This window comes from Pseudoalteromonas sp. MEBiC 03607 (genome assembly GCF_004792295.1).
GTDB lineage: Bacteria > Pseudomonadota > Gammaproteobacteria > Enterobacterales > Alteromonadaceae > Pseudoalteromonas > Pseudoalteromonas lipolytica_C.
In genome coordinates this window covers 337,502-351,787 of the sequence record NZ_SRRY01000001.1, presented here as the reverse complement: position 1 = coordinate 351,787, position 14,286 = coordinate 337,502, and the positions used below count along the sequence as shown (strand labels likewise).

At 41.8% G+C, this 14,286-nt stretch carries 15 protein-coding genes and 4 tRNA genes; 8 read left to right on the top strand and 11 right to left on the bottom strand.

Annotation, left to right across the window (positions count from 1 at the left end; genetic code table 11):
* Nucleotides 1–79 precede the first annotated feature (79 nt).
* From E5N72_RS01610 to tuf, 5 genes are all read left to right on the top strand, one after another.
* Nucleotides 80–155, top strand: a tRNA-Thr gene (locus E5N72_RS01610).
* 40 nt (nt 156–195) lie between these two features.
* Nucleotides 196–280, top strand: a tRNA-Tyr gene (locus tag E5N72_RS01605).
* A 44-nt stretch (nt 281–324) separates the two neighbouring features.
* Nucleotides 325–399, top strand: a tRNA-Gly gene (locus tag E5N72_RS01600).
* A gap of 13 nt (nt 400–412) precedes the next feature.
* Nucleotides 413–488 (top strand) — tRNA-Thr (locus E5N72_RS01595).
* 136 nt (nt 489–624) lie between these two features.
* Complete coding sequence (gene tuf, locus E5N72_RS01590; RefSeq protein WP_135922804.1) at nt 625–1,809, top strand: elongation factor Tu; 1,185 nt, start codon at nt 625–627, stop codon at nt 1,807–1,809.
* A gap of 117 nt (nt 1,810–1,926) precedes the next feature.
* Here tuf and E5N72_RS01585 read toward each other — a convergent pair whose 3' ends face one another.
* The 7 genes from E5N72_RS01585 to E5N72_RS01555 all read right to left on the bottom strand — a co-directional run bounded on the left by E5N72_RS01585 (nt 1,927) and on the right by E5N72_RS01555 (nt 8,312).
* Complete coding sequence (locus E5N72_RS01585) at nt 1,927–2,835, bottom strand: hypothetical protein (protein WP_135922945.1); 909 nt, start codon at nt 2,833–2,835, stop codon at nt 1,927–1,929.
* Nucleotides 2,836–2,956: 121 nt separating this feature from the next.
* Nucleotides 2,957–4,150: a dipeptidase gene (locus tag E5N72_RS01580; RefSeq protein ID WP_135922944.1), complete on the bottom strand. Its 1,194-nt coding sequence runs from the start codon at nt 4,148–4,150 to the stop codon at nt 2,957–2,959.
* Between the two features lie 58 nt (nt 4,151–4,208).
* Nucleotides 4,209–4,466, bottom strand: a complete 258-nt coding sequence (locus E5N72_RS01575) for a YheU family protein (protein WP_135922943.1) — start codon at nt 4,464–4,466, stop codon at nt 4,209–4,211.
* Nucleotides 4,463–5,443, bottom strand: coding sequence for a hydrolase (locus E5N72_RS01570; protein WP_135926201.1), 981 nt, complete (start codon nt 5,441–5,443; stop codon nt 4,463–4,465). Before E5N72_RS01570 ends, E5N72_RS01575 begins: the two co-directional genes overlap by 4 nt.
* Nucleotides 5,444–5,589: 146 nt before the next feature.
* Nucleotides 5,590–5,730: a DUF3149 domain-containing protein gene (locus E5N72_RS01565; protein WP_074989877.1), complete on the bottom strand. Its 141-nt coding sequence runs from the start codon at nt 5,728–5,730 to the stop codon at nt 5,590–5,592.
* Nucleotides 5,731–5,974: 244 nt separating this feature from the next.
* On the bottom strand, nt 5,975–6,406 hold the full coding sequence (locus tag E5N72_RS01560) for a TIGR02444 family protein (RefSeq protein ID WP_135922942.1): 432 nt from the start codon (nt 6,404–6,406) through the stop codon (nt 5,975–5,977).
* On the bottom strand, nt 6,393–8,312 hold the full coding sequence (locus tag E5N72_RS01555) for an ATP-binding cassette domain-containing protein (protein ID WP_135922941.1): 1,920 nt from the start codon (nt 8,310–8,312) through the stop codon (nt 6,393–6,395). The genes E5N72_RS01560 and E5N72_RS01555 overlap by 14 nt, the downstream gene beginning before the upstream one ends.
* Nucleotides 8,313–8,441: 129 nt before the next feature.
* Between E5N72_RS01555 and E5N72_RS01550 the strand changes: the two genes are divergently transcribed.
* Nucleotides 8,442–8,645 carry a YheV family putative zinc ribbon protein gene (locus E5N72_RS01550; protein WP_135922940.1) on the top strand — a complete coding sequence of 68 codons (204 nt, stop codon included), beginning with the start codon at nt 8,442–8,444 and terminating at the stop codon, nt 8,643–8,645.
* 22 nt (nt 8,646–8,667) lie between these two features.
* On the opposite strand, the gene E5N72_RS01545 is transcribed toward E5N72_RS01550, so the two are convergent.
* Nucleotides 8,668–8,880, bottom strand: a complete 213-nt coding sequence (locus E5N72_RS01545) for a SlyX family protein (RefSeq protein ID WP_135922939.1) — start codon at nt 8,878–8,880, stop codon at nt 8,668–8,670.
* Complete coding sequence (locus E5N72_RS01540) at nt 8,867–9,865, bottom strand: hypothetical protein (RefSeq protein WP_135922938.1); 999 nt, start codon at nt 9,863–9,865, stop codon at nt 8,867–8,869. The genes E5N72_RS01545 and E5N72_RS01540 overlap by 14 nt, the downstream gene beginning before the upstream one ends.
* A 202-nt stretch (nt 9,866–10,067) precedes the next feature.
* On the opposite strand from E5N72_RS01540, the gene fkpA reads away from it, so the two are divergent.
* Nucleotides 10,068–10,823: an FKBP-type peptidyl-prolyl cis-trans isomerase gene (gene fkpA / locus E5N72_RS01535; RefSeq protein ID WP_135922937.1), complete on the top strand. Its 756-nt coding sequence runs from the start codon at nt 10,068–10,070 to the stop codon at nt 10,821–10,823.
* Nucleotides 10,824–10,878: 55 nt separating this feature from the next.
* On the opposite strand, the gene E5N72_RS01530 is transcribed toward fkpA, so the two are convergent.
* Entirely contained in the window at nt 10,879–11,925 is a 1,047-nt protein-coding gene (locus tag E5N72_RS01530; RefSeq protein ID WP_205994280.1) for an LD-carboxypeptidase, read from the bottom strand.
* Nucleotides 11,926–12,134: 209 nt separating this feature from the next.
* Entirely contained in the window at nt 12,135–12,605 is a 471-nt protein-coding gene (gene rsd, locus E5N72_RS01525) for a sigma D regulator (RefSeq protein WP_135922935.1), read from the bottom strand.
* Nucleotides 12,606–13,212: 607 nt separating this feature from the next.
* Here rsd and hemE point away from each other — a divergent pair.
* Nucleotides 13,213–14,277 (top strand): uroporphyrinogen decarboxylase, encoded by a 1,065-nt coding sequence (gene hemE / locus E5N72_RS01520; protein WP_054562901.1) that lies wholly within the window; start codon nt 13,213–13,215, stop codon nt 14,275–14,277.
* Nucleotides 14,278–14,286 lie beyond the last annotated feature (9 nt).

Here is a 14,286-nt window from a genome sequence, read left to right as displayed (position 1 = left end):
ATAAAATCACATTTTTTTTGATTTTATTGTTGCATCACAATAAACCTTACCTTAGAATCTCGCCCCGTACTAAAGCAGTGCCGACTTAGCTCAGTTGGTAGAGCAACTGACTTGTAATCAGTAGGTCATCCGTTCAACTCGGATAGTCGGCACCACTTTCCTTTTACCGGAAGTGACTTAGTAAAGAATTTTCGTGGAGGGGTTCCCGAGCGGCCAAAGGGATCAGACTGTAAATCTGACGGCTCAGCCTTCGCTGGTTCGAATCCAGCTCCCTCCACCACTTTATTCTTGACGGTTAGAGGTAGTTTAAGAACAGGTTCCTATGCGGGCATCGTATAATGGCTATTACCTCAGCCTTCCAAGCTGATGATGCGGGTTCGATTCCCGCTGCCCGCTCCAGACTTCTGGTGTTGCTGATATAGCTCAGTTGGTAGAGCGCACCCTTGGTAAGGGTGAGGTCGGCAGTTCAAATCTGCCTATCAGCACCAGTATCGAGAACTCATCTTAATTTCTTCCTTTATCTGTCAGAAAAAACTATTTGAAATTTGAAAAAATTAAATTAATCTACCCTCGGTGGATTATTTTCATATGTAATCTAGATACACAAAACTGATAGGTTCCGTCATGGCAAAAGAAAAGTTTGAACGCGTAAAACCGCACGTAAACGTTGGTACAATCGGCCACGTTGACCACGGTAAAACAACTCTAACAGCAGCAATCACTAACGTACTTGCAAAAGTATACGGTGGTGTAGCTAAAGACTTCGCATCAATCGATAACGCTCCAGAAGAGCGTGAGCGTGGTATCACAATCTCAACTTCACACGTTGAGTACGATACTCCAACTCGTCACTACGCACACGTAGACTGTCCAGGACACGCCGATTATGTTAAAAACATGATCACTGGTGCTGCTCAAATGGACGGCGCAATCCTAGTAGTTGCTGCGACTGACGGTCCTATGCCACAAACTCGTGAGCACATCCTACTTTCTCGTCAGGTTGGTGTACCTTACATCATCGTATTCATGAACAAATGTGACATGGTTGACGACGAAGAGCTACTTGAGCTAGTTGAGATGGAAGTTCGTGAACTTCTTTCTGAGTACGACTTCCCAGGTGATGACTTACCACTAATCCAAGGTTCTGCGCTTAAAGCGTTAGAAGGCGAGAAAGAGTGGGAAGACAAGATCGTTGAACTAGCAGACGCGCTAGATTCATACATCCCAGAGCCAGAGCGTGACATCGATAAGCCATTCATCATGCCTATCGAAGACGTATTCTCAATCCAAGGTCGTGGTACTGTTGTAACTGGCCGTGTTGAAGCTGGTATCATCAACGTGAATGACGAAGTTGAAATCGTAGGTATCAAAGAAACTACGAAGACAACTTGTACAGGTGTTGAGATGTTCCGTAAGCTTCTAGACGAAGGTCGTGCGGGTGAGAACATCGGTGCACTACTACGTGGTACTAAGCGTGAAGACGTTGAGCGTGGTCAAGTACTTTGTAAGCCTGGTTCAATCAAGCCACACACTAAATTCACTTCAGAAGTATACGTACTTTCTAAAGATGAAGGTGGTCGTCACACTCCTTTCTTCAAAGGTTACCGTCCACAGTTCTACTTCCGTACAACTGACGTAACAGGTGACGTACAGTTACCAGAAGGCGTAGAAATGGTAATGCCTGGTGACAACATCAAGATGACTGTAGAGTTAATCTGCCCAATCGCGATGGACGAAGGTTTACGCTTCGCTATCCGTGAAGGTGGCCGTACAGTTGGTGCTGGTGTTGTTGCATCTATCGTTGAGTAATCAACTATAGTGATGCATTAAGCATTGAGAAAAACCCGAGCTTAGTCTCGGGTTTTTTTATGGGTGAAAAAGCTGGAAGCTTTAAGCTGTATAGAGCGAAAGGTTAATCTGCCGCCTTTACTCGCCTGCTGATTTCTTTAACTCATCGAGCATATTCGGGTCACCAATCATTTCATCAATAATGCTTTTTACACTCTCGTTTATAGGGTGCCTATAAATAGTTAAAATTTGCTGCGCCAGTTGTTGGCTATTATCAGCTTGCTCATTTCGTGCTATGAAATATTGCGATAGTATCCCTTGTGCTGCTAAGCGGCGTATATATTCATTGTCATCGCGCTCGAGTATTTGTGTATATTGTTGAGTTAATCTTGAGTCTAAAATAGGAGATTGTGAAACTAACTCAATCGCTTGAACGCGCAGTTTATTATCTTGGCTATTGGCCGCGATATTTAGCATGCTATTAGCAATATCGTAGTCATATTCTGGCAGCGTTTGCTTGCCAAGCATAAACATATTCATTTGTAATTGAGCCATGGCTTTGAGACGGTCTTTGTCTGACTGGTATGGATCAATAATTTGCTCACGTAGTTGTTTGTTTAGACTGTCAGCATAATCGGGTTCCGATTTTAATCTCAATTCGTAGTCATCAGGTAGGCTATTATAAAAACCATAAATCGGGTTATTCTGCTCGGCTTTTTCAAGCGCTTGTTGCTCTTTCTCTGCGAGGATTGCGAGTACAGATTCTTTTAGATCTGGGGTGATAGTTTGGTGCGATGCGCTACCTTGCCTGAGCTCGGCAACTTGTTTTTTTAGTGAAATAATACTTTTATTCAACCTTGCTAAGGTTTGCCCATCATCATGCTCAACAGCATCAAAATCACTGCTGGCTAAGTTGTATTGTTGCTCTGAGTCGGTCGTTAACTGATTTATTTGTGGCTGCTTGGTTTGAAAAAAGGTGCCGTAGCAGGAGATTACAAGAGCTGCTCCAGCTAAGCAAAGTGATATGTTTCCTTTACTAAATAGCATAGTTAAATCCTTCCTAAAAAAGGTAATTTAACCTTTTCCAATAAAAAATACCAATAGCTATGAAGTAGAAGTTGTAGTCGCCAATAAGCACATAAAAATAAGCGCTTATTGGCGGTAAGAATTAGTGATTCGCTGCGTATTGCTCAGCTTGCTTCCAAACACGAAGCATATTGCCACTTAAAATCTTTTTAATATCTGCATCACTGTAACCGCGATCCATAAGCCCTTGTACTAGGTTCGGGTAGCTCGATACGTCTTTTAAGCCTACAGGTAATGAATCCCCGACGCCATCGTAGTCAGAACCAATACCAACATAATCAATGCCAATTAGTTCAACTACATGATCAATGTGATCAAGAACTTGTTCTAGGCTTGCAAATGGAAATGGATTTTTTGCGCGATATGCTGCATCAAAATCTTTGCTTAGCTTAGTGCCTTCTTTTTTCTTATCTGCTTTCGCTGCTTTGAGCTGGTTATACCAAGAGCCGGCTTGCGATGTAACAAAGCTTGAGCCAAAGTTTATTTGAATAACGCCGCCATTCTTTTTTAGGGCTAATAACATGTCGTCATTCATATTACGCTCAAAGCCCGGTGTATATTTACGCAGTGATGAGTGCGAAGCAATTACAGGTACTTTTGAGATTTCCATTACTTGATAAAACGCGTCATCAGAAATATGCGAAACGTCGACAAGCATGCCAATATTGTTCATTTCTTTAACTAGCTCTTTACCAAATGGACTAAGGCCTTTCCATTTACGGCGAAGGTCATATGAAGAGTCAGAAATATGGTTGCTTTGAGAATGAGCTAGCGTGATGTAACGAATGCCACGGTCATAAAAATGCTTAAGGTTTTTAATCTCGCCTTCAATCGGTGAGCCGTTTTCCATACCCATTGCAATAGACATTTTGCCTTGCTGAAATTGTGCTTTTACATCGTCTGTTGAGTCGGCAATTGCAAACTTTTCTGGTGCACGCTGTACAACGGCTTCCATACTGTCGATTAACTGATTTGCAAGCTGGTAGCTCTTACCTTTGCCTTCAAATTCAAGATTTGCAGGAATATAAATCGACATAAAAGGTGCATTTAAGCCACCTTTTACGGCTCGAGGGTAATCAAAATCGCCATCGCTAGTCGCTTTAGTAACATCTGCCCATTTTTCATGAATGCGGTACGGAACGTCGATATGGGTATCAATTAAAATAGTCTCTTTAGTAAGCTTGATAGCTTTTGCTGAGGCTGTTACTTCCTCGGCATGGGCTTGCCCAATTAAGGCAAGCGAAACAGCGGCAAATAAGGAGCTTAGTTTTTTCATTTTAATGGCTCTTTAAGTTAAAAAGCCATTGTGAAGGGTTGCGATAAAAGTTACAAGTTTAGTCGTTGAATGACGCTTGGTACTCGGGATCAGCTTGTAGGGCGATGAACTCTGCTTTTGAAATAATTGTCACAGACTCATGTAACTCAGAAAAGAACACCATGGCTTCTCCCGATTTTAATTGCTGCTGAACTTGGGCTACCTTACTTTCAATGCTGAACTCTTGTTCACCGTAATCAGTGCCTTCACGCAATACATAGCTTTCGATTAAATTGTAAAGGGTTTCTTTATCGAGGCGTTCGTGTGGAATGATCATAACTGCTCTTTTGTTACTAACTGTTGAAAATAGTCAGGTACAACACGCTCAAGCCAGTAAATAGGTTTAAACGGGTTATTGCCACTAATAAAACCAACATGGCCACCTTTTTCGGAGATACGCAGCGTAACATATTCGCTTACATCAGTGCTATTTGGTACAGCTTTAATTGACAGCATTGGGTCATCTTTGGCGTGTACAATAAGTGTAGGTGTTGCAATCGCTTTTAAAAACGGTTTGGCGCTTGCTTGCTGATAATAATCTTCAGCACCGGCAAAGCCATGCAGAGGTGCAGTCAGCATGTTGTCGAATTGCCATAAATCATCAATTGCCATCAGCTTTTCTGGTGTTAGGCTAATTTGCTGTTCGATTTGTGGTAGCTTTCTATGCATTGATTTTTTCATACGATCGAGCAAATACTTTTGATAAATTTTACTTAAGCTTTTGCGGATCACTTGGCAAGAGGATGACAAATCAAATGGTGCAGACACAACCGCAGCGCCATTTAAATTTGATTTACTACCTTGCTCACCTAAATACTTTGCCAGTACATTACCGCCCAGTGAAAAGCCGACAGCAAATAAAGGACGCTTAGGAAATTTACTTTTCAGATAGTTGATAAAAAAGCGTAAATCTTCGGTCTCACCACTATGATAAGCGCGAGCTAAACGGTTTGCTTCCCGTGAGCAGTTTCGAAAATGCATTAACACCACAGCAAAGCCTTGCTGCTTGAGCTTTTTCATCATGCCTTTGGCATAAAAACTATTAATATTGCCCTCAAGGCCATGCAATACAATGGCTAAAGGAGCGTGTTCGTTTTGAGGCGTTGCCCATGCCAGTTCTAAAAAGTCACCATCAGGCGTGTTAATTGTTGATAAGTCGTAGCGAGTATTATGAAAAGGGCGAAAGAAGCGCGGCATTATGGTTTGTAAATGGCGATTGCGCATCCACCACGCAGGCTTAAACTCAGGTAACATAGCTAACACTTTAAAGACAATACAGGCCGCTATTGTAGCAAGTTTTTGCATTTTTAGAACACTTTAGCAGATTTTGCTTATCTGCTGAAAATAAAAAGCCCCTAAACAATAAATTGGATAGGGGCTTTGTGCGTCGTGCTTAATTCTTACTTAGGAACTTCTGCGTCGTGAACTTTTTTAATAAAGTAACCAACATAGAAAAGGCATAAAACGATAACAACTGCCAATATGCCGAATGACATAAATAAAACTGGGTCGCTAAAAAAATCTCTAAAGAATACGTTCATGGTTGTGCCTCCTAATGTCTATGGGTTAATCATAGGCTGGCTTTGCATACCCTGACATGATCCAGATCAAGCATTTTTCCTGATGTGAAATAAGGCGATTTAATAGTTGATTTGGATCAAGTTTATTAGGTTAGGTTGGTTTGAGCGCAGCGAAACCCAACATAAACAGAAGTGCCGAATTAGAACCGTCCTTACAATTAGGCTTGATCTCGACTCTTTATCGACTCTTTAAACTTTACCCCAGCTAACTCGCTAGCTCGCGACCAAGATAAAGCCTTATATTTTTAGTATTTGTGTGCTGAGTGAATATCATGGTATTCGCTGTGTCTATTAGTAATTGTTGCTGTTGTTTTTCGAGTCTTAATTCTGCGCTAAGTAGCTCTTTTCGAATGGTGGGGTAGTCTGAAATCTCAGTTTGAATGGTTTTAAGGTAGGCGCGTGTGGCTCGTAGGGGCTTTAAAGCCTGTTGATCAAACTCGGCAATGCACGACTCAAGTTCACTCAGTTGAGAGAGTGTTACAGCCAGCTCTAAAGAATCAAGATAATAAAGCAGCAGGCAAAGGTTAACATTTTTACCTTGCTGGTTTTGATAGCCTAATAGCTTTGCTTGCATGCCATCTTCGCTATAAAGATGGCATGCAAACTGCCAAAATTCCTCGCTATTAAGCGGTTTCATCGGCAAAGGCCTGCTCTTTTTCTTCAAGCTCTTCAAGTGCCATGAGCAGCTCTTCTTCAACGTCATTAAGCTTTGGAGTTAAGCTTGCTTGCTTAGCGAGTAGCTCGGTTAGCTTGGCTTTATTCTCATCACTGTATAAGTCATTATCGGCAAGCGCGCTTTCGATTTCCCCAAGCTCTGTTGAGTACTTATCAAGTTGCTTTTCAAGCTTGTCGATTTGCTTTTTCAACGGCTGCACTGATTTTCTGAATTCGGCTTCTAAGCGTTTTTGCTCTTTGCGGTTAACGCTTGAATGGGCTTTAGGGGTATTGTCTTCGTTGCTTTTAGCTGCTTCTTTGTTGGCGTTGAGTAGCCACTGGTAATAGGCATCAAGGTCATAACCAAATTGCGTTACTTCGCCGTTATCAACGAGGTAATACTCATCAGCGGTATTTTTTAACATGTGACGGTCATGCGATACAGTAACCATTGCACCTTCAAAACCTTGTAGCGCCATTACTAGGGCATGGCGCATTTCTAAATCTAGGTGGTTAGTTGGCTCATCGAGTAACAGTAGATTTGGCTTTTGATACACTAACATGGCTAACACTAAGCGGGCCTTTTCACCGCCAGAAAACGGTGCAACAGGCTCAAGCGCTTTATCGCCAAAGAATGCAAAACCACCTAAAAAGTCTCGTAATGACTGCTCTGTTGCCTGCGGATTTAAGCGCTGTAAATGTGTTACTGCGCTAGCTTTTAGATCGAGTGACTCCAGCTGATGCTGCGCAAAGTAACCAATGTTTAAGCCCTGATGCTGAAATACTTCTCCAGCTTGTGGTTGTAATTCGCCAGCTAATAATTTGATTAATGTTGATTTACCTGCACCATTTCGGCCAAGCAGCGCAATACGGCTACCCGGAACTAGGTTTAGCTTAATGCTATGCAAAATAGTGGTATCGCCGTAGCCAGCTTTAGCTTGGTCGAGCGTCATTAATGGATTTGGCAGGGCTGTAGGCTCAGCAAACTCAAAATCAAAGGGTGAATCAGCATGGGCCGGGGCCAACTTTTCCATGCGTTCTAAGGCTTTTACTCGGCTTTGTGCCTGCTTAGCCTTACTGGCTTTTGCTTTAAAACGCGTAATAAACTTTTCTAGATGAGCAATTTGTTCTTGCTGCTTTTCGAACATGGCTTGCTGTTGTAATAAACGCTCTGCTTTTTGGCGTTCGAATTGCGAGTAATTGCCTTTATAAACATTTATTTTTTGTGCGTCTATGTGCCAAATTTGGTCAACGACGGCATCTAAGAATTCGCGGTCATGAGAAATCAGTACTAGGGTGCCTGTGTAGGCACGTAAGAATCGTTCTAGCCAATAAACAGCATCGAGATCTAAGTGGTTGGTTGGCTCATCCAGCAGTAATAAATCAGCATCACGAATAAGTGCTTGTGCTAAGTTTAAACGCATACGCCAACCACCTGAAAAGGCACTCACCGGGTTGTCTATTTGCTCATTACTAAAACCTAAACCGTGTAATAGTTCACCCGCTTTTGCTTCAATGCTGTAGCCTTGAATATGTTCTAGACCAATATGTGCTTTTGCTTGCGCATCACCATCGTTATTTTGCTCGGCTTCACGTAGTGCGATTCTTAATGTGTAGTACTCAGGGTGACCTTGTAATACGTAATCTATGGCGCTTATTTCAAGGGCTGGTGTTTCTTGTTTAACAGAGGCTATTGACCAATCTTTTGGTATTTGGCATTCACCAGCATCAAGCTGTAACTCAGACTTTAATAGCGCGAACAAGGTTGATTTACCACAACCATTAGCGCCCACAAGGCCAACCTTATGTTCTGGGAATAAGGTTGCAGAGGCACCTTTTAATAAGGCGTTGCCACCTCGTAGTAGCTCGATGTCTGAAATTTGGATCATGAAAGTTTACTTGCACTGCATAGATTAAATTTTGCTTATCATAACACGGATCACATTAGGCTTCGCAATCGTATCAAACAGAGAATTATTAGGCTAAAATAGCCGCCTACATGCCACGGGAGATCATTTATGAGACAAAAGAAACGCTTTATCGCCGGTGCATCATGCCCTGAGTGTAAAGCTATGGATACTATGATGCTATACAAAGAGCACGATGTTGAAAAAGTAGAATGCGTACAGTGTGGCCATAAAATGACGCAACCAGAGAAAGCGGTGCAAGCGTCAACCCGCCAGTTTGAGCAAGTAATTGGTGTATTTAAGCCGGGCGAATAACACCCGGCTTGTAACCCTCACATTAATAGTGTGGCGGAGGCGGCTCTTGCATCTGCGACATCAATGAAGGCTGTTGTGCTTCTTTGATTTTTTCTGCCAGCAACTCAGTCTGGCGTTTCATTTTTGCCAGCTGCTGTTGGTGTGCTTTAAGCTCATCATTCAATATTTCAATTGTTTCATCTTGAAAAGCGACTTTCGCTTCAAGTTCCATTAGACGATTTTCAATTGTGTTCATTCGATTCTCTTAAATTAAAACTTTCAGCAAATCCGCTGGAGCTTTCGGTTAATAACGCTTGGCTGTTATCAGTAAACGCAACATCTAACACCACGGCCGATTTTGGGCGACTTCCCTCACGAGGAATGACCTGCCACGTTTGTAACTTCTTACCTGAGTTTAGCTGCCATAATTCGACGAGTCTATTTGGTGACCCAGTTGCAATTAAACTGCCTTCATCATTAAAGCGAGCGGCGGTAAAAATTTTCTGACGCGCAATATACTGCAGTTTGCTAACAAGATCACCTGTAGTCAGTTGCCATACATTTGCTTGCTTCATACTGTCTGCTGTAAATGCATAACGACCTTGTGGATCAAGGGCAACTTGCGTGACGCGAGTCGGGTGATTAAAGCGGTGAATGACTTGCCCTGTACGGGTATCCCAAAAGTAGGCCACATAGTCATTAGAACCACTAATGGCGAAATGGCCGTTAGGGGATAAATCAACAACATTTACTTTTTCTTGGTGACCAAGGAACTCTATACGACGTCCGGTCTCTAAGTTCAGGTATACAACAACACCATCGGCGCGACCATATAAAACACTCTGGCCTTGATTACTAATTGCGATATCTCTGATTGTTGAGGCGTGTATTTTGTAATAACCTGAGTTTTCACCTGTGGCGATGTCCCATACAGCAAAGGTTGATTTTTCTGCGGTAACAGCATGGCTGTTGTCATAGGAAATTGCCACGGTATGAACAAGGCTATCTTGGTTTTGCTGTTGGAACCATTGGTATTTTAATACGTGCTGTTGATTATCCCACAGCGCGACCCCATGGTGTATTGATGAGATTAAGCTGTATTTACCATCGTGCGAAAGTGCAGAGGCAAATGCTCCTTGTGCAGCATGCTCGTAGCGTGCTGTAGATTGCTCATGTTGTTCTGAGCAAGCAACAACCAAGCCAAGGCTCAGTAGATACAAAAAAGTACGAAATATCGACATATTACGGGTATTTCCCCTTAACTCTTAGTGATTGAGAGGTTAGACTAGGTCTCATGGAAGGCCTAGGTTGTTAGTCTAATCACTAGCTTATGCATTTGCATGACGTTTAGTTATTAGACAAGCAGCCTACCACGTAGGTCGTAACTCTTTAACTAGTAATAATACAATAATTGACAACTGCAAAGTGTGTCGGAGATATAAAATGAGAAAGACGATTAAATTGTCATTGATTGCAGCGTCAGTTTTAGCGCTTACAGCTTGTAATCAGGAAGCAAAAAAAGAGCAGCAAGCTGAGGTTAAACTAGAGACTGAAGCACAACAACAAGCATACGGTATTGGTGCATCTGTTGGTAACTTCTTAAACCAAGACCTAGCAGAAAAGAAAGAATTAGGTGTTGAGCTTGATGAAGCGCTACTTAAGCGCGGCTTTGAAGACGCACTTGCTGGTAATGCTAAGCTTGATGATGAAAAAATTCGTGAAGTGTTAACTGCGCTTGATCAAAGCATTCGCACTAAACAACAAGAAAAAGCGAAAGTAGAAGCTGAAAAGAGCAAAGCTGAAGGCGAAAAATTCTTAGCTGAAAACGCGAAGAAAGAAGGCGTTACAGTAACTGAGTCTGGCCTACAGTACGAAGTGATCACACAAGGTGAAGGTGAAAAGCCAGTAGCAACTGACGTTGTTAAAGTACACTACAAAGGTACTTTACTAGACGGCACTGAGTTCGATAGCTCTTACTCACGTAATGAACCAACTACGTTCCCACTTAACCGTGTGATCCCAGGTTGGACTGAAGGTTTACAATTAATGCCAGTTGGCTCTAAGTACAAGTTCACTATTCCATCTGAACTTGCATACGGTGAGCGTGATCTTGGTAAGATCCCAGCTAACTCAACGCTTGTTTTCGAAGTAGAATTACTTGAAATCCAAAGCGATGAAAAAGCAGTACCAGCTGAGTAATATTTAACTCAATAAAAAAGGGCCGAATGGCCCTTTTTTTATGCGCGAATTGGTATTAACTAAATGCCGCTTCTGTCATTTTTAATGTGCCACTATCTGCATCAAGCTCAACCAAAGTGCCAACAGGCAAGATAAATTGGCGCTTAATATGGCCAATCATAGCCCCACGATAAGCAGGAATCCCCAGCGGTTTAATATAGTCTGCAAAAATATCATCTAGGGTTAATGAACCATAACCACGACCTGGCCTACAGTCATTACAATCGCCAAATACAAAGCCTGCAATCTTATCAAGTGCGCCCATAAGTTTTAGTGTGCTCATCATTCTGTCAATTCGATAGGGCGCTTCATCGATATCTTCTAAAAATAAAATTGCGCCGTCAAAATCGGGTAAATAGCTTGATCCCGCAAGTGCGGTCAGTACCGTTAAATTACCTCCAATTAACTGTCCTGTAGCCTTTCCTGAAGTAATTGTTTGGGTCAGGTATTGTGTGTTAACGAGCTCATCATCGGCTTTCGGCAAATTTTGAAAATGCATTAGTTTACGCGCTTCGAACATGTCTTTAAATTGCGCTACATGAAACGGATTCCAATCACTCGATGCATTGGGACCATGAAAGCTGATCAGCCCTGCTTTAGAGAGTAACGCGTTATGCAATGCTGTAATATCCGAATAGCCCATCAATGGCTTAGGATTGTTACGGATCATTGCGTAGTCGAGTAAAGGTAAAATACGGGCAGCCCCTGAGCCGCCGCGTAAACACAAAATAGCATCAACATCGTTATCACTAAATAAACTGTTTAAATCGCCGGCTCGCATCGCATCAGTGCCTGCTAAATGCCCTCGCCTTGCCAAAATGTTTGGTGCAAGCTTAGCTTTGTAACCCAGTGCCTCTATAACGCCTTGTGCTAATAAAATATCAGCGTGCGCAGCAGTGGCGGCAGAGGGGCTACATATGCCAATTGTGCCGCCTTTAGGAAGAGCTTTTGGCTTAATTAATGTTTGGGTACTGCTATTCTGAGCAGCCATTAAGGGAGCGGATGTTAGACTTGCGCCAGCGGCAAGGATTGAAAGTGACTTTAAAAATGACCGTTTGTTCATAGCGAACCTCATGTTTTTATAATATGAGTATCGCATTGAAAGAATTATTTCAAATTTTTGTTACGAAATGGAATAGTTGATTCTTTTGGAGGATGAAGTTTTACCACCAATCAAGCCGTTTTTAGACTTATATGGCGCAAGGTATTTATGGTTGGGTGCAAATTACTAGTACTTTCAGCAGAGAAATGCTTCTCTGCTGTCATCGCAAATTAGCTTGTATGATTCGAATAAAGGTTATCGATTAACTCATCTTCTAATTCAAAGCGTAACTCAAGTGCCTCACCTAATGTAGACAAGTCTTTATCAAACTCATCAAGTAAGTCATCTTTGTCAACTTCAGCATATTTATCATTAAAGTCGAGAGCGACGTCAGTTGTTTCTGAAATACGCGGGTAAAGAGCATTTGCTAGGTTTTGGCTTTCAGGGCCTTTCTCTTTGCAGGCTTTTGCGATGTCGTCATATATTTCAAAGTGACCAGCAGAAAGATAATCCATTAGAATTTGGCAAAAATTCTGAATTTGCAGTTGATCCGGTAGGGCGTGATCTTTCTTCTCGTACGGTGAAAAGCCAGCAATACGACAGAATAACACCAATAATTCTTGGCGCTCTGTTAGCCATTTGTCTATTACAGAGTGACTGCCACCCCATTTTTGTTGAGCTTTTTCCAAACGCGTCAGCATATTTCATCTCCTCGCTGAGTAGGTTTTCCTTTGTATATATAAAAAGGAAATATGACACAAAGATCAACTAAATTCTTAGTGTCTAATTGCAACAGATTGTAAAAGCCATCCTAAGCACGTAATTTTTTACAATGAAATTGCAACGCAACGACACCTGAGGCTAGCTTTTATGCTCTAACAGCAGTGTATGGGAAATAAATCAAAACTACTAGTGTTAATTTTGCATTACTTATCTAATGGGAGAAGGGGTTAATTTACTGATTCTAAAAAGAAAAAACCACCTATAAAGGTGGTTTAATTCTTTTTCTATGACTTGTTAAAACAAGCGTTCTTATTGTTATGGGAAGATTATTGTTCTTCTTGTTATAAGATTTTTATTGTTGTTATTGTTAACGCGGGATAAGTTATACCAAGCTTTTTGGTATGTTGCAAATTTATTAATGAAAAGTTTTAAAATTATTTTATTTTCGCTCAAAAAACGCACTATAGGCTTAGGCTGACCTAAAAAACATGATCTATATCTAGCCATGATTATCTATCCATAGTGAGACGTGTAATATGGTGGTACAATCTGCACAATTTCATTCAGTTCTAGGATTCTATACGCATGAGCGAATTAAAAAACGATCGTTATTTACGTGCACTACAAAAGCAACCTGTTGATGTCACACCGGTATGGATGATGCGCCAAGCTGGCCGTTATTTACCTGAGTACCGCGCTACACGTGCCCAAGCAGGCGACTTTATGAGTTTATGTAAAAATGCTGAACTTGCTTGTGAAGTAACGTTACAGCCATTACGTCGTTATCCGCTTGATGCTGCTATTCTATTCAGTGATATTTTAACTATTCCTGATGCTATGGGCTTAGGTCTTTACTTTGAAACAGGTGAAGGTCCGAAATTTGAACGTCCGATTTCTTCATTAGCAGATGTTAAAAAAATCCCAAATATCGATCCAACTGATGAGCTTGGTTATGTGATGAATGCGGTAAGTACGATTCGTCGCGAATTAAAAGGTGAAGTACCGCTAATTGGTTTCTCTGGTTCACCTTGGACACTTGCCACTTACATGGTTGAAGGTGGTAGCAGCAAAACATTCGGTAAAATCAAAAAAATGGCCTTTGCTGAGCCACAAACACTGCACTTACTACTTGATAAATTAGCTGACTCAGTCATTGACTATTTAAACGCGCAAGTTAAAGCGGGCGCGCAATCGTTAATGGTATTTGACTCATGGGGCGGTGTATTAAGCCCACGTGACTACAATGAGTTTTCATTACAGTACATGCACAAGATTGTTGATGGCTTAATTCGCGAACACGATGGTCGTAAAGTGCCAGTGACGTTATTTACTAAAAATGGTGGTCAGTGGATTGAAGCAATTGCAGCAACAGGCTGTGATGCAGTAGGTCTGGACTGGACTATTAACATCGGTGATGCAAAACGTCGTGTTGGCGATAAAGTAGCGCTGCAAGGCAACATGGACCCAGCAATGCTGCATGGCACGCCTGAGCGTATTCGCCAAGAAGTTGCCACTATCCTAGAAGACTTTGGTACAGGCTCTGGCCATGTATTTAATCTAGGTCATGGTATTACACCAGATGTTGATCCAGAAAACGCAGGTGTATTTATTAACGCCGTTCATGAGTTCAGCGGTAAATACCACAAATAAGCAACAGCT

Bases quoted from the DNA above. Each gene is read 5' to 3' on its own strand.
- E5N72_RS01550 (WP_135922940.1), top strand. From the start codon at position 8,442: ATGAGACAAAAGAAACGCTTTATCGCCGGTGCATCATGCCCTGAGTGT.
- E5N72_RS01585 (WP_135922945.1), bottom strand. From the start codon at position 2,835: ATGCTATTTAGTAAAGGAAACATATCACTTTGCTTAGCTGGAGCAGCT.
- E5N72_RS01580 (WP_135922944.1), bottom strand. From the start codon at position 4,150: ATGAAAAAACTAAGCTCCTTATTTGCCGCTGTTTCGCTTGCCTTAATT.
- rsd (WP_135922935.1), bottom strand. From the start codon at position 12,605: ATGCTGACGCGTTTGGAAAAAGCTCAACAAAAATGGGGTGGCAGTCAC.
- tuf (WP_135922804.1), top strand. From the start codon at position 625: ATGGCAAAAGAAAAGTTTGAACGCGTAAAACCGCACGTAAACGTTGGT.
- hemE (WP_054562901.1), top strand. From the start codon at position 13,213: ATGAGCGAATTAAAAAACGATCGTTATTTACGTGCACTACAAAAGCAA.
- E5N72_RS01560 (WP_135922942.1), bottom strand. From the start codon at position 6,406: ATGAAACCGCTTAATAGCGAGGAATTTTGGCAGTTTGCATGCCATCTT.
- E5N72_RS01545 (WP_135922939.1), bottom strand. From the start codon at position 8,880: ATGAACACAATTGAAAATCGTCTAATGGAACTTGAAGCGAAAGTCGCT.
- fkpA (WP_135922937.1), top strand. From the start codon at position 10,068: ATGAGAAAGACGATTAAATTGTCATTGATTGCAGCGTCAGTTTTAGCG.
- E5N72_RS01530 (WP_205994280.1), bottom strand. From the start codon at position 11,925: ATGAACAAACGGTCATTTTTAAAGTCACTTTCAATCCTTGCCGCTGGC.
- E5N72_RS01575 (WP_135922943.1), bottom strand. From the start codon at position 4,466: ATGATCATTCCACACGAACGCCTCGATAAAGAAACCCTTTACAATTTA.
- E5N72_RS01565 (WP_074989877.1), bottom strand. From the start codon at position 5,730: ATGAACGTATTCTTTAGAGATTTTTTTAGCGACCCAGTTTTATTTATG.
- E5N72_RS01555 (WP_135922941.1), bottom strand. From the start codon at position 8,312: ATGATCCAAATTTCAGACATCGAGCTACTACGAGGTGGCAACGCCTTA.
- E5N72_RS01540 (WP_135922938.1), bottom strand. From the start codon at position 9,865: ATGTCGATATTTCGTACTTTTTTGTATCTACTGAGCCTTGGCTTGGTT.
- E5N72_RS01570 (WP_135926201.1), bottom strand. From the start codon at position 5,443: ATGTTACCTGAGTTTAAGCCTGCGTGGTGGATGCGCAATCGCCATTTA.